Raw genomic sequence first — 19,012 nt, forward strand, 5'->3', positions numbered from 1 at the left:
TATATAAGACACAAAACTGTATTATTGCATCATTTCGGCCTTTTGTTTAGGCACTTCAACTCCTACTTTTGACTCTTTCATCTTAATGATTTTGGTCCAGCTCAAGAGTTTAATTACTGGATAAGTTGGGTCAAACTCAAACCATTTTGCTCCGAAATTTACGCGGTTGGGGAGTTTGTGGTGGTTGTTCTGAAACAACTCTCCCATCATCAAAATATCAAAAATAAGGGAGTTTTTAGACTCATCTTTGTTGTCAAAATTCTGGTAGCCGTATTTGTGTCCGCTCCAGTTGACAATTGCACCGTGTACAGGTCCCATCAAATAATGGATGGGCAACAACAGGAAAAACGCCCAGTGCATATCCAAATACATGAACGCGAAGATGTAAAAAGCCGAGTACAAAAGCCCCCAGCCAAGACGCGACATCCACGAATCACCCAGTTTTTCGAGTTTTTCCCAATAAGGATAATCACGCTCAAAGCGAGCCTCAACTTTCATTTTACGGCTCAAAACCGCATTATAAATATCTTTTGTTTTCCACATCATCGTAAATACGTTCTCGGTATGGTGCGGCGAGTGCGGATCTTTGTCGGTGTCACTGAATGCATGGTGCATACGGTGCAAAATGGCATAAGCACGCGGGCTTAAATAGGATGAACCCTGCGAAATGTAGGTTAAGGCATAGAAAAACTTCTCCCAGAATTTGTTCATAGTGAACATCTTATGGGCAGAATAACGATGCAAGAAAAATGTTTGACAAAACAAGGAAAGATACCAGTGTCCAAAAAAAGCGGCCAATACTGCGTACATGAAAATTAACGGGTTATTTTAATGTGAAAACTTGTACAAATCTAAGAAATACTTTCGGCAAAACCAACAGAAAAAAGCGAATTTTCGCCGTTATTGGTTTACCGTAAGCGCGTATTGTACCAAGTTGGCTCCCATGCGCAATGCCTGCTGTCTCAGTTCCTCGGGGTCGTTATAAACACTTTGGTCTTCCCAACCATTTCCTAAGTCGCACTCGTAACTATAAAAACATACCAAACGGCCCTCCCAAAAAAGCCCAAATCCTTGTGGAGATTTAGCATCATGCTCGTGTACTTTGGGCAGGCCGTTGGGAAAATTGAATTTTTGATGATAAACCGGATGTGTATAAGGGACTTCCACAAACTCTAATTCGGGAAAGACTTTTTTCATCTCACGCCGAATAAATTTATCAAGGCCATAGTTATCGTCTAAATGTAAAAAGCCCCCCGAAATCATGTAACGACGCAAATTTCGCGCTTCCGAATCCGAAAACAGGACGTTGCCGTGGCCCGTTAAATGGACAAATGGATAGGAAAATAAATCGGGGCTTCCCGGCTCCACAATGTCTTCGTCGGGGAAGACATTCATGCGTAGGTTTTGATTACAGAATTTAATTAAATTGGGCAATGATGTTTTGTTGGCGTACCAGTCACCGCCGCCGCCGTATTTAAGTTTTGCAATCTTATACGCGTATTGCGCATGAGCGGAGGGCAAGAAACAGAAAACCGTCAGCAGAGTGGATACAAAAAAAAGGCGAATAAGTGTCATAGTTGCCTTGTCTGAAATGGATAATTTATGGTTTTACGAACTTAACGTAAACGAACGGTTTACGCAAACATATATACCGATTTTATCCATCTCTAGCAAAATCAATACCAAGTTCGGCGCTCGCGCAGTTTGCTAAAAAGCGAAACCACGTTCCGATTGCGTTTGAGGGCTCGCCCTTTACGGCGCGAAACGGGCAGCTGAACCCCATTTTTGAGTAAAACAAAATCGGAAGTCATCGATACTATGCAATTTCGATTGACCAAATAAGACTTATGAATTCTAATAAACTCGGTATCTTCCAGTACTTTATCAAAATGTTTTAATGTCTTAGCCTCCAAGTAGGTCTTTCCGTCTTTGGCAAAAAAACGGGTATAATTTACCTCTGATTGGAGGTACATAATGCTTTGAATGTCAATGGTTCTCACCAATCCACCGATGTGAATACAAAGGCGGTGAATGGGGTTTTCTTCAAGTTGAGGTAGCGAAAAGAGTTGTGGCTGCGACATGGCTAAAGTTGATTTAGAGATTTTCAATGCCCCAAAGGTGGGGTTTGAAGCAGCCCTAATTCAAATAAGAAACAGTGAATCGTACCAATAGCCAAGTGAACCGTAGAGAACTTACAAGCGAAGCGTTAGGGTTGGGATATAATATTCACCAAATGCAACGTTTGGCAAGCCACCAAAGCGGCCGTTTCGGTGCGTAAACGCGTATTACCGAGCGTTACCATCTCAAATCCGTGCTGTTGGGTTAACTGTATTTCGGCCTCCGTAAAATCTCCTTCGGGGCCAATCACAACGGTATAATGCTGTTCAGGACTGGCTTTCTTTAATAAATGCGCGGGGATTTTATCTTCGGGTAAATGTGCAATGAACTTTTGGGTAATATTGACCGTAGGGATATATTTCCCAAAATCACCAACTTCCTTTATTTCGGGCAAAAAGGCCTGCAAAGATTGTTTCATGGCCGAAACGGCGATTTTGTGCAGGCGTTCCAACTTCATGTTGCGTCGTTCAGAATGTTTGGTATAAAAAAACGAAACGGTATCAATCCCGATTTCGGTCGCTTTTTCCACAAACCACTCAATTCGGTCCATGTTTTTGGTCGGGGCCAACGCAATTTCAATCCGAAAGGGGCGCGGGACCTGTACCGTTTGTTGAACCACTTTTAAATCACAACGTTTGGGTGTACTACTTTGGACAACCGCATCAAACCAGCTCCCCTGCCCGTCTGTAACGCGCACCGCTTCCCCTTCACGCAGACGCAGTACTTTGGCGGCATGAAAAGCTTCGTCGTCAATTAAAGCGGAGAGTTCGGAGAAATTAGGCTGGTAAAAGAGGTGCATTAACTTTCAAATTTAACTTTAGGATTTTTTAAACATTTCATTGCTTGAGTCAGGCCGCTGAGTGTGAGCGGAAACATTCGATTGTCGGCCCATTCTCGAATGATACTTATGCTGTGGGTATATTTCCAGTAATCAGCCACCGTAACGGGATTAAGCCACACAAAATGAGGATATTGCTCTTTAAAACGATTGAGCCAAACCAGCCCCGACTCTTCATTATAATGCTCTACGCTGCCTCTTGGATGCGTAATTTCGTACGAAGCCATGGAGGCGTCGCCCACAAAAATCACTTTGTATTCTTTGTTGTATTTATGCAATACCTCCAACGTAGGTACGCGTGAACTTCGGCGGGTATTGTCGCGCCAAAGGGTTTCGTAAACGCAGTTATGAAAATAGAAATACTCAATGTGTTTGAACTGGTACTTAGCCGCCGAAAACAATTGGGAGCATTGCTCGATGTGCTCATCCATCGAACCGCCTACGTCCAACAACAGTAATACTTTCACGTTGTTTTTGCGCGACGGATGCATGTGAATATCGAGAATGCCAGCGTTGCGACTGGTGCCTTCGATGGTGGCATTCATATCGAGTTCTTCGTCCACGCCTTCGCGGGTCAGGATACGCAGTCGGCGCAGGGCCATTTTCATGTTGCGGGTGTTGAGTTCGAGGTCTTCGTCGTAATTTTTATACTCCCGATTTTCCCAAACTTTGGTGGCCGTACGGTTGCCCGCCGAAGGCCCTTTTACCCGAAAACCCTCTGGGTTATAGCCATTGTTGCCAAAAGGTGAAGTCCCGCCCGTACCAATCCAAGTATTGCCTCCGTCGTGACGTTCATTTTGTTCTTGTAGCAACTGCTGAAACCGCTCAAAAAGCTTTTCCAAGCCACCCATTCGTTCAATCATCTCTTTTTCTTCGTCGGTCAACTCGCGCGACAACGCATCTTTAAACCATTCGGGCGGCAAATGGGTCTCCATTATCTTTGCTTCGACGGTTTGGGCATTTTTGAAATACTCGGCAAAAAGGCGATCAAACAGATCGTAGTGCATCTCATTTTTGATAAGCGCCGTGCGACTAAAATAATAAAACTCCTCCGCACTCATGTCAATCACCTGTCGTTTGAGCCCTTCCAACAGGTTCAAGTACTCCCCGATAGAAACGGGCAGGGCGTGTTTTTTTAGCAGTAAAAAGAAGTCTAAGAACATATTCGCAACCATTAAATCAGAAACCCATCCTATCAAATTCGACTCATTAATACGGTTTAAAACCTTTTGCCCGTAGTGCTGCGTACAAATCATTGTCCTGTTCATTTTTGAGCAAAGCACCCAAAAACGGTGGCACTTCGGGCAGTGATTCGAGGTCTTTGAGGTCATCGGCAGAGACCTTTGCCCACAAAAGCAATTTTATCCAATCTAGTAGTTCGCTCGTAGAAGGCTTCTTTTTCAGGGCTTTCACGTCGCGCACGGCAAAAAATGCTTTCATGGCGCGTTCAAGCAACTCTTTGTCCAGTTCGGGATAGTGCACATGTACAATTTGCTGCATGGTATCACGGTCGGGAAAACGAATAAAGTGGAAAAAGCACCGCCGCAAAAACGCATCTGGCAATTCTTTTTCGTTGTTTGAAGTAATGATGACAATCGGGCGCTGTTTGGCCGCGATGGTGCGGTCGAGTTCATAACAGTAAAACTCCATGCGGTCGAGTTCCTGCAACAGGTCATTGGGAAATTCAATATCGGCTTTGTCAATTTCATCAATCAGCAATACCACTTGTTCTTCCGACTCAAACGCCTCCCATAATTTCCCTTTTTTGATGTAGTTTTCGACGCTGTACACGCGCTTATCGCCCAATTGTGAATCCCGCAAACGCGATACAGCGTCATACTCATAAAGCCCCTGATGCGCATTGGTGGTTGATTTTATATGCCACGTTATGAGCCGTTTACCTAGTGCTTTGGCCACTTCATAGGCCAGCATGGTCTTGCCCGTACCCGGTTCACCTTTCAGCAAAAGTGGCTTTTGTAAGCTAACTGCGGCATTGACCGCGACCGACAATTCTCGCGTTGCTACGTATTTATCGGTTCCTTCAAATGGGAGATTCATTAGTTTAAAAATTTGGGTTTTCGATTGACGATTTTCGACTGCATTAACCATCTAAATATCAACCAATTACTTTCTTTCGATTTCTAACTTAGGTTTGCTGTTTCAATCTTTACAAGATACTGCTCCACAAAATAGTTGAAACTTGGATTTTGTGGATATGCGTTTTTCAGAATCTTTGTTTTACAGAATTCTCGGGACAGTTTCTGATAGATTTTAGCATCTTTCCGAGTAGGATTTATAATGTCTTTTTTGCTTTTAGTCAACAATTGATTGAGTTTATGGATGCAATTATTGGATGATGCTTGCGTCTTTTTTTCAGTTGAATAAAGTGGCAACAGCCAACACTCAATTTCATTGACCGATACTGCGAAAAGAATTCTACGTTGATGCGATTCATAAAATTTCTCTCCAAAGCCATTTTGAAACAGTCCCACAAATTTGGCAATTACTCGTTCAATAAATTCTTCTGTCGACTCACCATGAATCGGAGGTACATCATAATTTTTCTCGTGGGAGCAGTCAGTATCAATCTGAATAATAAGGTAATCAATTTGAATAAACGCGTCTTTGAAAAACGAGGATTTACAATACTCAAAGACATTGTACCAACCACCAAACCCCTGCAAAGCATCAGTAGCATCCCGCAAAGGTGTTAGCGGACGAACATCAAGATCAGGGTCATTGAAGTAGCCCACCAAAATATTTTCCAAAACCACATGGTCAGTGACGCCTTCCGCAATCAGTCCAAAAGTAGGCATACATTAAAAGTTTTTAGGAAGCCCGCCAATGTATCCTCTCAAAAACTGCTCCGACAGCCGCACGGGTTCCTGCCCTTCGGGGGTAGGTTTATGGGTAATGCGTAAGGCTTTGGTATGCCCAAGTTTGTTGCGCGAGATAACAAAAAGGCGCTGTTCGTCATCTTTCAAATCAAGCCCATCCAACACCGCAGGGTTGTGGGTAGTCATGATTACCTGTTTATCATGTTCTTTGGCAAGTTGCGTTAATTGCTGCACCAATCGGCTCGCCAGTTTGGGATTCATGGCGTTGTCGATGTTGTCAATGGCAAAGAATTTAGGGGTGTAATCGCTGATGAACAATGAGAAATAAAACAGCAGATACAAAAAACCTTCGTTGGAACTGCGTTGGTCAAAATACGCCAATCCTTCTTCCAAAAAGCGGTCTTTGATACGAATCCGCCGTTCGGTAAAGCGCAAATCGTTGGGAATTTCAAAGCCTTCAAACCAATCTATCAATTCTAAATTTTCCCGAATTTTTTGAAATTGTTCGGGTTTTTCTTCATTTAAATTTGATAACAATTTAAATAGTCCTTCTCCTTTTACTCCCAATGGATCAATTTGCTTTTCGTCTTCAAAAAGGCGTAAAAAATAATTTTCAGGTGCATATATTAAAAAGTTTTGAAATTTTTCAATCTCCCCATTAAATACATTATTGGTTAAATTTATTTGATTTACCAGTAATTCAAGTGAAGCGGCTATTTTGTCGTAATTGATTACTTCTGAATGTTTAGCTAGTGCCTGCTTTATATTTTTTACTTTCTCTATGTTTTCAATTCCTTTATTCAAATCAAAACCATTTAATACAACCCGCCATTTAGAATATTGAAAATTATCATGTTTCAATATTAAATCTGTGGAAAAATTATCAATCACAGCACGCATTGCAATATCCTTTACCAACTCGTCCTTCTCAAACCCACTCCGCATCGCCTTCGGCTCGGTTACCCTAATTCCCCGAGAGCTCAAAAACTCATTATCCAATTTATTCTCAGCAGCTGCTGAGCCCATCGCAATAGCTTCTAAAATATTGCTTTTCCCGCTGCCGTTTTCACCAATAAAGACATTCACCCGCCCCAACTCCAACGTGAGCGACTGAATAGATTTGAAATTTTCAATTGTTATCTGTTGAACCATGTCTTTGCTTTCGCTTCTTTTTCCTGCCGCAAATTACACTTTTTTTATTGTCTCATTGCTTCGTTTAGCCGGCTTAAAAACAACGGAATTAGGAGTATAAAAAACGGGAGTGAGACTTATTATAATAAGTTAAAGTAAAACGTTACAAAATGTACCTCAATACCGAAGTTCAGAAAAATAACACGTACGACGCCATCGTCATTGGTTCTGGCATCAGCGGTGGCTGGGCCGCCAAAGAATTGACCGAGAAAGGATTACGCACGCTGATGCTCGAACGCGGTCGCGACGTAAAACACGTTGTCGATTATCCCACCACGATGTCGGCACCGTGGGAGATGGCCCACCGTGGACGCCTGCCGCTCGAACTCGCTGACCGCGTGCCGATTCAGCGCAAAACGGGCCCGGCCGCCAACGAGTACGGCAATCATTTTTTTGTCAAAGACGACGAACATCCCTATACCCAAATCAAGCCTTTCGACTGGACACGCGGCTATCAGGTAGGCGGCAAATCGCTGATGTGGGCGCGGTGGGTACAGCGCTGGAACGAGGATAATTTTGAAGAAAATGCCCGCGAAGGTATCGGGGTTGATTGGCCCATTCGTTACAAAGACCTCGCACCGTGGTACAGTTACGTTGAGCGTTTTATTGGGGTTTCGGGCAATAAAGACGGCATTAAATCCTTACCCGACGGCGAGTTTTTGCCGCCCTTTGAGCTAAATTGCCTTGAAAAACATTTCCAAAAGACCGTCGCCAATAAATACAACGACCGGCATTTTATCATCAGTCGCACCGCCAATTTAAGCAAGCCTTCGACAATTCATACGGCCTTGGGTCGCTCGGCTTGTCAGTCCCGCAACTGGTGCAGCCGAGGTTGTCCTTATGGGGCCTATTTCAGCACCCAATCCTCTACCCTTCCGGCCGCTGTCAGAACAGGTAAGCTGACATTACGCCCGTTTTCCATTGTTCATTCGATTATTTACGACGAAAAAAAGGGAAAGGCCACGGGAGTACGCGTCATTGACACCAATACCTTGGAAATGACGGAGTTTTATGCCCGCATTATTTTTGTCAATGCCGCTACCATCAATAGTACCGCCATTTTGATGAATTCCACTTCGGGGCGTTTTCCCAACGGATTGGGCAACGACAGCGGCGCACTGGGCCGTTATTTGATGGACCATAACTACCGAATTCGGGTAAGTGGCATATACGAAGGAGATGAGTTTAATGATAGCTATTATTTTGGTCGGCGTCCAGCAGGCTCGTACGTCCCACGTTTCAGAAATCTCGGCAACGACCGACAAAAAGACTTCGTACGCGGCTACGCTTATGCCTGCGGAGCTGGGCGACAGGGTTGGGAACGCGGCAACGGAACCGACAGTTTTGGGGCGGATTTTAAAGAGAGCATGACCAAACCCGGCCCATGGACATTTAGCATGACGGGCATGGGAGAAATGCTCCCGCACGTGGACAACAAAATCGAACTTGACCCTGACAAAAAGGATAAATGGGGAATGCCAACGCTGAAAATTGATTGCCAATGGCACGAAAATGAAGATAAAATGGTGTTGGATGCGCTCAATCAAGCGCAAGAAATGATGCACCATGCGGGCATTAAGGTTACGGCGGCGTTTGATAACCACCAAGCCCCGGGCCTTGCCATCCACGAAATGGGCACCGCCCGCATGGGCCGTGACCCAAAAATATCGGTTCTTAATGGCTTCAATCAAGTACACGCCTGCAAGAATGTGTTTGTCACTGATGGGGCAAGCATGGCTTCATCGGCCTGCCAAAATCCATCGCTGACTTACATGGCTCTCACGGCACGGGCCGCTGACTATGCCGTCAAAGAAATGAAAAAAATGAATCTATAAACTTTTTATTTCCTTCGTGGTTTTTATGAAAAACAACGTATGAAACCCACCGTAGAACAACTGCACGACGCTAACTCTTATGAATTGATTGACTCTTTCCACGTGGATGAAATGGGAAAATTTCTGATGCAGGAATTAGGAATAAAACAACCTGATAATCAACCCACAAAGCCCAAATTAAACGCCAAATCGCTGCTTTTTTTCGCAGTGTTTGCTGGCATTGGGGGCGTTGTGGGCTGGTCAATCGGAAAATTCATTCCAAAATCAGAAGGTGGATTAAATACCTTTGCCACCCAATTCGGTCTCGCGTTCCTATGTTTTTTTATTGTTTTACTCCCCATCCACGAAGCCATTCACGGGTTATTCTTTAAGCTGATTGGTGCTCAAAAAGTAGGTTTTGGGTGGTCAATGAAAAGCCTGATTGTGTACGCCTACGCTCAAAAATTTGTCATGACCCTCCGCGAAAATGCATTGGTGGCCGCCATGCCTTTTGTGGTCATTACAATTTCGCTCACTGTTTTATGGTTTATTTTTCCGCAATGGCAGTTTTTTTGGGGAAGCGCCCTATTCCTGCATACTTTCGCTTGCATGGGCGATTTTATTCTGATTCGTTATTTTTACAAAAACCGTACCTCACGGATGTACACTTACGACGATATAGAGGAGAAGAATTACTCGTACTTTTTTCGTGAAAAATCAAGATAACCGTCTGACGGTCATCATAGTCCTAAACCAAACCGTCTGACGGTTAGTACACCTCAAACATAACCGTCTGACGGCTATCTCAATAGACTTTTATGGCCTCGCCCAGTTTGAATTCTACCGAAACCTGTTGGGGTAATGCTTCAAAACGGTAGCCCAAAGCTGAAAAATGTTCAAGAAACCGGGGCAGTACATAACTCATGTTACGCCATGCTTTGAGGCTGTCGTGCATGACCACGATAGAACCCGCCTGCGTATGTTTCAGCGTTTTTTCGAGGCAATGCTCAGGAGAAAGGTATTTTTCGAAGTCGCCCGTTAGTACTTCCCACATCACAATGTGGTAATCATTGAGGAGCGGCTTGGCCTGACTCAATTTAATGCGGCCATAGGGCGGTCGAAACAGGTTTGTTTTTACGGGCAAAATCTCTTGACATTGGGCCACGTTTTGCCAATAGGTTGAGTCGTCGGTTTTCCAACCGTTGAGGTGATTGTGCGTATGATTGCCAATGCTATGTCCATTGACAACCAATTGCGAAAAAATATCGGGATATTTCAACACATTATCGCCAATACAAAAAAAGGTAGCTTTGGCATCAAAGTGGTCCAATTGTTCCAATACCCACTCTGTCACATCAGGAATGGGGCCGTCATCGAAGGTAAGGTAAATGATATTTTCGTCGGTCGAAATATTCCACACGAAAGGTGTGTAGAAAGCCTTGAGCAGGCGGGGTGATTTGTGAACAAACAATGGAATCATTCGCTGTAAATAGTGAGTTTTGTCCGTCAACTGTACTTTTTAACGCAATCTCCTCCCCTTCCACTCATACTCTTTCTGTTGGGCCGCCAGTCCAAAAAACAACACATAAAAAGGATAAAAAAGTTGCACTAAAGGAATATGCCAAACCAAGATACGTTTCTTCAAGAAACTGATAATCAAACCCAAAAATAGAAATTCAGGAAGAAATTTAAGAATTAAAATTGTATTCATTCCAAAATTCCTCATTTCTTCTCCCAATGCTTTGGCCACTAATACAATCGTCAAAGCATTGACAATAAACACAAAAACGGCCACAATCATCGTGGCGGGCCTGCGATTTACGGCCCATTTTCCCGCCCAGCGAATCCGTTGCCGATAAAACGCCCGCCAATTTTCCTGCGGTTGAGTACGAACAATGGCCGCTTCATTTTTCAAAAAATACGTACTTCCTGGATACCGTTGATGGATTTTTTGGAGTAAAAACTCATCATCTCCCGACGCTATCTGGTCTACTCCTTCGTATCCGCCTACATCGTCAAATGCCGCCCGTTGGTACGCAAGATTAGCGCCGTTACACATCGTGGGGTGCCCCGCTTCTAGCAAACAGCCACCCGTACCTATCAAGCTGGCAAATTCAATGGTCTGGAAAATATCAAAACTATTTTTTTCATCCAAAAACGTTACAGGGCCACTGATAAACTTGGCGTTGGTTTGGAGATAAGTCTGAACAATCGTCTCCAACCACTTAGCTCCCACCCGACAGTCGCCGTCGGTAGTGACAATCAATTGGCCAGAGGCTACTTTCAATGCCGCAGTTATCGCCCGTTTTTTGGGTGACTTGACCGCAACATCATTTAAAGAAATAAGCTTTAAATCCAAAAAATGGTCTTCTACAAACGCCCGAACAATCGCTTCAGTGGCGTCGGTGGAAGCATCATTCACAACGATTACTTCAATATGCCGCTTATCCAACGTCTGTTGCTGCAAGTCATTCAACAATACGCCAATGTTCCGTTCTTCGTTGCGAACAGGAATAATCACCGACAATTTAAAATCGTTTGGGACGGAAATTGTTTCAGAATGTCGTTGAGGAATACGTATCCACTGTACACAGAGCCACAGGCAAGCCCCCGCATACAGAAAAAAAATAAAAAAGACGCCATACATCATGCGGCGAAATTACAAAAAACTGGTCATTCCAAGTCTTAACTTCTTAATCACTCCCGCCACCACTTCATCTTCAACATCCAAAATGCCCCCACCAACACTGGTAGCAAAATATTGATGCACCACAGGGTCAGGGTTACGGCCACTACGCGGGCGGGCGCAATGTCGTAAAAGCTAAAAAAGTACAATGAGGAAGCTTCACGAATGCCCAAATCGCCCAAAAAATTGAGGGCAGGAATGAGGGTTTTGGCAAAAAATACCAGAAAAATACAGGCAAAGGCCGTCAAAATGGGCAATGAAACGTCAAAAATCGAAAGCAACAGGCCAAACTGAAGCGTAAATACACCGTAACGCAGTACCGCCCAACGAAAAGCCCGACGAATTTCAACCAAATCGTATTGAGCAATCACGTCTACGTAGGGTTCAATCCACCGAAACCATTTAAAACGCTCCAAGTAACGCTCCGCACTTTTACGCGTGATAATCAACCAAATACCAAAAACCAAGGTAGCCGTTAATGTCCCTAGCAGCGTTAGCTGAGGCCAGCTCTGCAGCGTAGGATGCTGGCCAATGAAAAATCCCCAGCCAAGTGTACCAAAAAATAAAGATGCATAAAATTGCAAACCGTTGGAAAGCAGCGCCGCGCCTACCCCCGTCAGGCGCTGATGACTTTGAAGCGACAACACCCGGCCTGCGGCATCACCTACGTTGTTGGGCATAATAAACCCTAGCGCCAATCCTGACAGAACCCCTTTCAGCGATTGCAGAAAACTGATGTTCTCAATCTTTTGGGCCAACAATTGCCACTTTCTGCTTTCGCAGGCCCAATTGAGCGGGGTTAACAAAATCACTAATGCCAATTCTGCAAAGTGATTGGTGGTGAGCCGTTCCCGCAGCAATTGAAGGACATCGTGTAAGCTTTGGCCTTTTTCCTGAATTGTTACGTACAGGTAAGAAAGCATGGCGACCAATAGCAGCCATTTGAAAACCCATCCGATTTTTTTGAGAGAATACCGCCGAGAAAACCACGAAGGGGTGTTACTTTGCATCATGCAACAAAACCTATCAAATCAGCCAACTGAAAAAATCATTTTAGGCGTCGACCCCGGCACCCGCATTGCGGGCTACGCAATCATCCGTATCATCGAACATCGCATTGAATTGTTACAATACGGCGTGTTAAAACTTGACAAATATAACAGCCACGAACTGAAACTGAAGAAAATCTTTGAACGCATCACGCAGTTAATCGAAGAGTTTTTGCCCGATGAAATGGCCATTGAAGACCCTTTTTACGGAAAAAACCCCCAATCCATGCTTAAACTCGGTCGCGCGCAGGGCGTGGCGATGGCCGCCGCCCTCAATCGCAGCATTCCGATTGTGGAATATTCGCCCAAAACCGTAAAAATGTCGGTCACGGGTAGCGGAAGTGCCTCCAAAGAGCAGGTCGCTTATATGTTGGAAAGCATTCTCAAACAAAAATTGGAAGCCCAATACCTAGATGCTACCGACGCCGTGGCCATTGCCATCTGTCACCACTACCACGCCAACGCGCTTCCCTCGGCAGCCTCCAAAAAGAAAGGAGCAAAAAAAGGGGGCTGGTCGGCATTTGTCAGCGAAAATCCCAACCGAATCAAATAATAGAATCAGGAAATGAAGTAAAAAACCTCATTTCCTTTTAATAAATAGTGGTAAAACCCCGCTAAGTTGTCTTCCTGTAAGTTTGTAAAGAAAGGTCTCTTGACTATTTTTGCAAATAAGTCTATAAACTCGAACCCTTAGAAAATCTCGTCATTGTTGAACTTTACCGCCAAAATAACGCTCGTCTATGCCCTTTTTATCGCTTTTTGCAGCGCCCAAGCGCAGGAAGTACGTATTCAGGTGTTACAACAAGGCAAAACGTTTAAAGACTCTTCTTTTTATGATATAGTCCCCGTAGGCAATCGCTTCTGGATTGGGGGCAAGTATGGCACATTAAAGTCTAGTGATTCTCTCGGAAATCTAACGGATGTTTCCTACCCAAACCTTCACGTTGATATTTATAAAATTGATCGTTTTGATGCTCAAAATTTGATTGCCTGTGCCGACCAAGGCGTTATTTATAAGCACAATCTTTTGGCCAAGACCTGGGAGGTTATCAAGGTAAAAGGGTACGAAAAAGCCTGTTTTTACAACATGGCTGTGGTAAATGACTCCACGGCGTTTGTGTGTGGGGGCAATACCGCCATTGCCCATTCTCAAAAAACCATCCCCTTGGGTTTTATTCTAAAGTCTACCGACCGTGGTCGCACGTGGCGAAAAGTGTATAGCAATGCATTCAAAATGGTTTGGTGCGTCAAGTATAACCCTCATAATCAGCAGGTTTATGCGCTCATGTACACCCCCAACCGCACCCACCTGTACGCACTCGAAAATGACCGCTGGCAACGAAAACAAAAAGTAGGGAACAGTATATTTCACGAAATACAGTTTGAAAACGCCACTGATTTTGTAGCCACGGGAGGCTGGATTGGCAAGAAGGGACGCATTTATCGTAACGCTCAAAAAAAGATAATTAACGATGCGGGCTTGATTTGGGGACGGGTTTCTAACCACAAATACGACCTCTATACCGCCTGCGACGGTCAAATCGTGTTGGACAATAAAACGGGGAATTATAAGCGATTTGGCGTAAAGCTCAACGACCAATTTAGTATATATGAAGCCATTTTCACCTCTGACCACACAGCTTTGGCCATCGGAAGTGCGCAAACGCTTCTACACATCACCGTAGTTAATTCTGATTTGACGGCTAGTCACGCCCAGTGATTGATTGACTGAGATTTTCCTGCATGATGTATTTTTGCAATGCCTGCGCCACCAGCGCCGTTGTGTAAGCATCTGATGTAAAATAGAGCACATTGCGCACCACTGTCCCACCTGAGAAGTAAACCCCTCCTTTCCAAAACACCTTATTGTCAACACATTGACGTTGGCTACGTAAAAAATTTACGGCCCGATTCAATGAAGAATGGGGGACGTTTAGCCCTATTTTTTTAAAATTCAGCAAGGCCAACAACGCATAAGTCGTCGACTGTAACTCGTCACCATGATTTACCCGACGGCGACTCCGATAACTTCCTGCCTGCCGTTGCGACTCCATCAAATGCTGAAGCATCAAGCGCGCAGTGGGCAGCAAGGCGGTATCTCCCGCCGCCAAAGCCCGCGAAACGGCATAATGAAAATGATACCGATTTGGATAATAATGCCCCGCCCGGCTCCAGCGTTTTCTAACGGCCTGATGATAAATAAAACGATGAGCTCCGCTTGTGCCTTTGCTCAAAGTCAACTCACCTTTTTGGGCCAAATAAGTCAGCACATTAGCATTTACGACGGCATCAACGTCATTGGTTCCGTAGGGGATATAAGGGCGATACGGCTTGGGATAACAAATACTTTGTTTCAAATAAAATATCTGATTGTGGCCGAAGGTTTTGACAATGCTCCATTTTTTAAAAGCGGCCTCATGCCCCAGCCAAGTCATGTACGCTCCCGAATGTGCACAACCGTTAAATAAATAATTATACCAATGCCGATTTTCTCGGAGCGTGTCAAGATAGGTATCAAATAATTGAAACGGGGCCAATCGGTCATCTGAACTCTTCCTAAAATTTGACGACGAATCACTAACAACTCGCAGGCCTGTTTCTTTTCCAAAAATTTGACGATGATACCACTCCGCCAAATTGCCCGATGCAGTATCGTCGGCATCATTTTCGACATTGGCGGCATTGTTTATGTAGCGCGACCTAAGTTTGTAATGCGTAGGCCGACGCACCCACGGCACAGCGCTAGGTTGGCGGCCTTTCTGCAAATCCCGATTAGGCGGCAGCAGTTTCCAAAAATTGTACCGTTGCTCCGTGGCATAGCTTTGAATCTCAGGAAACGAAGCACGCAACATCGGCAGGACTTGCGTCAAAGAAGTATCGGTTAAGTACATCTCCGACAATAAGTTATAAATACCCGACGTTGTAAAGCTATTGGAATCACGGTATTTTTGTCGCGTACCGAGCATGACAAAACGCTTATGCATTTGCATGTAAGCAGGCCATTCTCCAGCGTACGTTTTTCCCTCAATGGTTTCCTTACACTGTGAATCCGCTAAAAATTGAAGCGCACCTTTCAAATCATTTTGAAGCGTATCAAATGAAATTTTCGACTGAGCCATTGTTTGTAATGACGCAAAAAGTAGCCAAAACAAGCAAACCCATCTCCTAACCCATTGCGTAAGGAGAAAAGAGCTTAGGTTCAGGCGCTCCAATTTGTGTAACTGTTCAAAACACCCTTTGATAATATTTATTGAAAATCTCATCAGAACGGACAATAGACCCAATTTTATGTTCGTTATTAGACCGGTAAATTAAACGGATTAATCCTTAGGTATAATCAAAAATTGGGGGTTATTTAAGTTTGGCAAAGTTATTGATACAGAACAAATCAATAGAATTTTAGTTGTATTTTAGGCAATAATCGTATTTTTGCCCGATTCTTTACCAAGAAAGAGTATCACTTGTAGCACAATAACGAGCAACGAATATCAAATAACGATTAACTATTTAATCTAAATGGTCAAATTCAGTATGAAAGCGGCGATTTGGGTACTGGCAGCCACGGTGCTGTTTAGTGCTTGTAAGTCAAAACACCCTTCCAGCCTTAATCCAGGCAAAAAAAGTACGGCTACAAACTCCGACTTTGCCTCTAAGAATGGAAAGAAAAGTAAAAAGAAGAAAGGTGCGGCAGATTCGCAGGAATCAGACGGTTTTGTGGTATTACCTTACAAGTCACAAGTTGTAGGACCCAACCTTGTTTTTATTGAAGGCGGTCGTTTTACGATGGGGGCGTTGGAAGAAGATGTGATGAGTACGCACGACAACCGCGAGCGTACTGTGAGTGTGCAGTCATTTTACATGGACGAAACAGAAATTGCCAATTTGCACTATTTGGAGTATTTGCACTATACCCAACGCGACTCGTCGGCAGAAGTATATGCAAAAGCGTTGCCTGATACCACAGTGTGGTACGATCCATTGTCTTTCAATGATTCATACGTAACCTATTATTTCCGTCACCCAGGCTTCCGTATGTACCCTGTTGTAGGTATTTCGTGGGTTCAAGCCAACGATTATTCTACATGGCGGACCAATTTTGTAAACAGCAACTTGGCTAAACAAGCCAACGGCAAAGGCAAGAAAGGCTCTCCTATGAAGCGTAGCAAGAAAAAAGGACAAGCTGCGGCCGAGTCAGAGGCTTTGATGGCCAGTTCGCCTTCGGCACGCCCTGCGGTAGAAAGCGGTTATGTATTACCTGATTATCGCCTACCAACAGAAGCCGAATGGGAATATGCCTCCAAAGCCATGATTGGTACGCAGTATGCCGACGAAAACCAATCCAATCAGCGGATTTATCCTTGGGATGGTTCATCGATGCGTAATCCTCGCGGCAAAAACAAAGGTCAAATGTTGGCCAACTTCAAACGGGCGCGCGGTGACTACGCGGGTATTGCTGGTAAATCAAACGATGGTGCCATCATTACCGAAGAAATTTACAAGTATCCGCCAAATGATTTCGGTTTGTACAACATGGCTGGAAACGTAAACGAGTGGGTATATGACGTATATCGTCCACTTTCGTACATGGACTTCAAAGATTTGAACCCACTACGTCGGGATGGTTTTTTGGATGACGAAAAACGCTACGATGCCAAAAACAGCAACTCAGTCGTAAATGATAAGTTGCGGGTTTATAAAGGCGGTTCTTGGAATGACGTAGCCTATTGGCTTTCACCAGGTACGCGTCGTTTCTTGTCGCAAGATTCATCTACCGCAACCATCGGATTCCGTTGTGCAATGATTTCAACGGGAAGAAACAAATAAACATTCCGTTTTTTGAAATAGAAAGAGGGGCGATTGCAGATGCAGTCGCCCCTCTTTTATTGGGTTATTTCCTCCTAATACGCCGCCGCTATCGTTATGACCGAGACTTCCTTTGCCCCGTTTTGCCGTAATTCAATGATGGCCGACTCCAACGTTGACCCCGTTGTTACAATATCATCTACCAAGGCTATGCGTCGGTTCTGGATCTTTTCGGGCTGCGTGACTTCAAAAATACCCGATACATTCTCAAATCGTTCGATGCGGGTTTTATGCGTTTGAGTCTCCGTGAATCTGCCCCGTTTCAGAATTTCATCCGACCACGGAATTCCTAAACTTTCTGAAAGGCCCGCCGCAAATTGGTCGCTTTGGTTATAGCCTCGCTGGGTTAATTTTCGGGGATGCAGCGGGATAGGAATCACCCAATCAAAAGAGTGATTCACCCCCGCCTGCAAAAGTTCATAGCCGTAGATTTGCCCCAGCACCTTTCCTACTTCGGGTCGTTTGCCGTACTTGAGTTGATGAAGCATACGCTGTACTCCACCTCCTTTTTCAAACTTTAAAAAGGAATAAACATTTTCGACGGGTACTTTTCCAGCAAATTTTTCCCCTAGGGCGGGATTTTTCATTAAATGCGACTGCGTGCGGGGTAGATTTGCCCGACATTTAGTACAGATACACTCCTCGTTACCCACCAATTGCGCCTTGCAAGAGCTACACAGATTTGGATAAAACAAATCAAGTACGTCGCGCCAGAAAAGGGCAAATTGCAGTTTTGGAGGCATTTTTGGGGTTATTTTTTGTCAATTATACTTTTTAACGACTGAATAAAATCGGATTCAACGGACTATCGGGGACACTGCCCACGGGTGCCGACGCCAGCCACGTTTCCCAATCGGCGATTTGATAGCTGTTTCGGGGTTGCATCACGCGTTGGTCTTTGTCCATGTATATCATCGTCATTACTTTACGGGCAGTTTTTGAGACATTGGGGCCCGCTCGGTGAAACAACCAACCCGCATGGTAACTCACTTCTCCCAACTCAAACGGACCTTCGTTGAGATTAAATTGTGTCAGACTTTGAGACATCAAAGCCTCGCTTTCGTCACTAATTTCAAGGTCACGCCCAATCTCAACGGCTTGGCTTTTTTCGGCAAAAGCCAACGGGCCCATTTCCATCGGTGTAGCCTGCAACGGAATCCAGACGGTTACGGTCTTGGGCGAAGCCAACGGCCAATAAAACTGGTCGGCGTGCCACGGCGTAATGCCTCCCGTTGGCTCTTTGTAGAGGGCTTGATCATGGTATAAACGAACCCCGTCCACCTCCATCAAGTCGGCGGCAATTTGGGCGAGGCGCTTCGAAAACACAAATTCCTTGGCCGTTTCGTCTTCCCGCCAAAGGTTCATAATTTGCAAAAAGGCGCGTTCATACGTGGTGCGCTCTTCCATCGGTTTGGTCAATTTATTAAGTTTAAAGACCAAATCAGTAATGATGTCACCGTAATACGAAAGTACTTCGGGACTCAACACATTTTTGAGTTTGACGTAGCCAAATTCACGGTAAAATGCAATGGCTTCGGGCGAAACCGAATAAGGAGTATTTAGTTCTTCCTTCAACACCGTGGTATCAATTGTTGCGAGCATAAGTATAGATGATT

Annotated in this window: 19 protein-coding genes; 5 read left to right on the forward strand and 14 right to left on the reverse strand. The window is 44.5% G+C overall.

The features are described 5' to 3' along the window. Positions 1-21: 21 nt before the first annotated feature. The 8 genes from NCI00_RS08475 to NCI00_RS08510 all read right to left on the reverse strand — a co-directional run bounded on the left by NCI00_RS08475 (position 22) and on the right by NCI00_RS08510 (position 6,945). Positions 22-810, reverse strand: coding sequence for an acyl-CoA desaturase (locus NCI00_RS08475; RefSeq protein WP_253526692.1), 789 nt, complete (start codon positions 808-810; stop codon positions 22-24). Between the two features lie 90 nt (positions 811-900). After that, the gene (locus NCI00_RS08480) at positions 901-1,575 is read right to left on the reverse strand and encodes a DUF4159 domain-containing protein (protein WP_229598998.1); all 675 of its coding nucleotides are present in this window, start codon (positions 1,573-1,575) and stop codon (positions 901-903) included. Positions 1,576-1,676: 101 nt separating this feature from the next. Next, positions 1,677-2,081: a LytR/AlgR family response regulator transcription factor gene (locus tag NCI00_RS08485; RefSeq protein ID WP_253526693.1), complete on the reverse strand. Its 405-nt coding sequence runs from the start codon at positions 2,079-2,081 to the stop codon at positions 1,677-1,679. Positions 2,082-2,206: 125 nt separating this feature from the next. Next, on the reverse strand, positions 2,207-2,917 hold the full coding sequence (locus NCI00_RS08490) for a 16S rRNA (uracil(1498)-N(3))-methyltransferase (RefSeq protein WP_253526694.1): 711 nt from the start codon (positions 2,915-2,917) through the stop codon (positions 2,207-2,209). Next, entirely contained in the window at positions 2,917-4,119 is a 1,203-nt protein-coding gene (locus NCI00_RS08495; RefSeq protein ID WP_253526695.1) for a vWA domain-containing protein, read from the reverse strand. Before NCI00_RS08495 ends, NCI00_RS08490 begins: the two co-directional genes overlap by 1 nt. Before the next feature lie 46 nt (positions 4,120-4,165). Further along, positions 4,166-5,014: an AAA family ATPase gene (locus tag NCI00_RS08500; protein WP_114065379.1), complete on the reverse strand. Its 849-nt coding sequence runs from the start codon at positions 5,012-5,014 to the stop codon at positions 4,166-4,168. An 83-nt stretch (positions 5,015-5,097) separates the two neighbouring features. Continuing rightward, a complete protein-coding gene (locus NCI00_RS08505; RefSeq protein ID WP_253526696.1) occupies positions 5,098-5,772 on the reverse strand; it encodes a hypothetical protein in 675 nt (224 codons plus the stop codon). Positions 5,773-5,775: 3 nt separating this feature from the next. Beyond that, the gene (locus tag NCI00_RS08510) at positions 5,776-6,945 is read right to left on the reverse strand and encodes an AAA family ATPase (protein WP_253526697.1); all 1,170 of its coding nucleotides are present in this window, start codon (positions 6,943-6,945) and stop codon (positions 5,776-5,778) included. A 149-nt stretch (positions 6,946-7,094) separates the two neighbouring features. Between NCI00_RS08510 and NCI00_RS08515 the strand changes: the two genes are divergently transcribed. Together NCI00_RS08515 and NCI00_RS08520 are read left to right on the forward strand one after the other, a co-directional pair. Then, complete coding sequence (locus NCI00_RS08515; RefSeq protein ID WP_253526698.1) at positions 7,095-8,819, forward strand: GMC oxidoreductase; 1,725 nt, start codon at positions 7,095-7,097, stop codon at positions 8,817-8,819. Positions 8,820-8,858: 39 nt separating this feature from the next. Next, entirely contained in the window at positions 8,859-9,524 is a 666-nt protein-coding gene (locus NCI00_RS08520; protein ID WP_253526699.1) for a DUF3267 domain-containing protein, read from the forward strand. Positions 9,525-9,603: 79 nt separating this feature from the next. On the opposite strand, the gene NCI00_RS08525 is transcribed toward NCI00_RS08520, so the two are convergent. From NCI00_RS08525 to NCI00_RS08535, 3 genes are read right to left on the reverse strand one after another with little or no spacing between them, the layout of a single operon-like run. Continuing rightward, positions 9,604-10,278 (reverse strand): polysaccharide deacetylase family protein, encoded by a 675-nt coding sequence (locus tag NCI00_RS08525; protein WP_253526700.1) that lies wholly within the window; start codon positions 10,276-10,278, stop codon positions 9,604-9,606. Positions 10,279-10,317: 39 nt separating this feature from the next. Then, positions 10,318-11,448 carry a glycosyltransferase gene (locus tag NCI00_RS08530; protein ID WP_253526702.1) on the reverse strand — a complete coding sequence of 377 codons (1,131 nt, stop codon included), beginning with the start codon at positions 11,446-11,448 and terminating at the stop codon, positions 10,318-10,320. Between the two features lie 47 nt (positions 11,449-11,495). After that, positions 11,496-12,497, reverse strand: coding sequence for a lysylphosphatidylglycerol synthase domain-containing protein (locus NCI00_RS08535; RefSeq protein ID WP_253526704.1), 1,002 nt, complete (start codon positions 12,495-12,497; stop codon positions 11,496-11,498). On the opposite strand from NCI00_RS08535, the gene ruvC reads away from it, so the two are divergent. Together ruvC and NCI00_RS08545 are read left to right on the forward strand one after the other, a co-directional pair. After that, a complete protein-coding gene (ruvC, locus tag NCI00_RS08540; protein ID WP_114065373.1) occupies positions 12,496-13,086 on the forward strand; it encodes a crossover junction endodeoxyribonuclease RuvC in 591 nt (196 codons plus the stop codon). The genes NCI00_RS08535 and ruvC overlap by 2 nt on opposite strands. A gap of 156 nt (positions 13,087-13,242) precedes the next feature. Beyond that, complete coding sequence (locus NCI00_RS08545; protein ID WP_253526706.1) at positions 13,243-14,253, forward strand: WD40/YVTN/BNR-like repeat-containing protein; 1,011 nt, start codon at positions 13,243-13,245, stop codon at positions 14,251-14,253. Here the strand turns inward: NCI00_RS08545 and NCI00_RS08550 are convergent. Then, positions 14,237-15,652: a hypothetical protein gene (locus tag NCI00_RS08550; protein ID WP_253526708.1), complete on the reverse strand. Its 1,416-nt coding sequence runs from the start codon at positions 15,650-15,652 to the stop codon at positions 14,237-14,239. The two genes, NCI00_RS08545 and NCI00_RS08550, sit on opposite strands and share 17 nt — an antisense overlap. A gap of 397 nt (positions 15,653-16,049) precedes the next feature. Here NCI00_RS08550 and NCI00_RS08555 point away from each other — a divergent pair, with 397 nt between their 5' ends. Then, entirely contained in the window at positions 16,050-17,357 is a 1,308-nt protein-coding gene (locus tag NCI00_RS08555) for an SUMF1/EgtB/PvdO family nonheme iron enzyme (RefSeq protein ID WP_253526710.1), read from the forward strand. Positions 17,358-17,431: 74 nt separating this feature from the next. Here the strand turns inward: NCI00_RS08555 and NCI00_RS08560 are convergent, their stop codons facing one another. Both NCI00_RS08560 and NCI00_RS08565 read right to left on the reverse strand, forming a co-directional pair. Next, complete coding sequence (locus NCI00_RS08560; RefSeq protein WP_253526712.1) at positions 17,432-18,139, reverse strand: ComF family protein; 708 nt, start codon at positions 18,137-18,139, stop codon at positions 17,432-17,434. 31 nt (positions 18,140-18,170) lie between these two features. Next, positions 18,171-18,998: a phytanoyl-CoA dioxygenase family protein gene (locus NCI00_RS08565; protein WP_253526713.1), complete on the reverse strand. Its 828-nt coding sequence runs from the start codon at positions 18,996-18,998 to the stop codon at positions 18,171-18,173. Between the last annotated feature and the right edge of the window lie 14 nt (positions 18,999-19,012).

This window comes from Runella salmonicolor (assembly GCF_024158025.1).
GTDB classification, from domain to species: Bacteria; Bacteroidota; Bacteroidia; order Cytophagales; family Spirosomataceae; genus Runella; species Runella salmonicolor.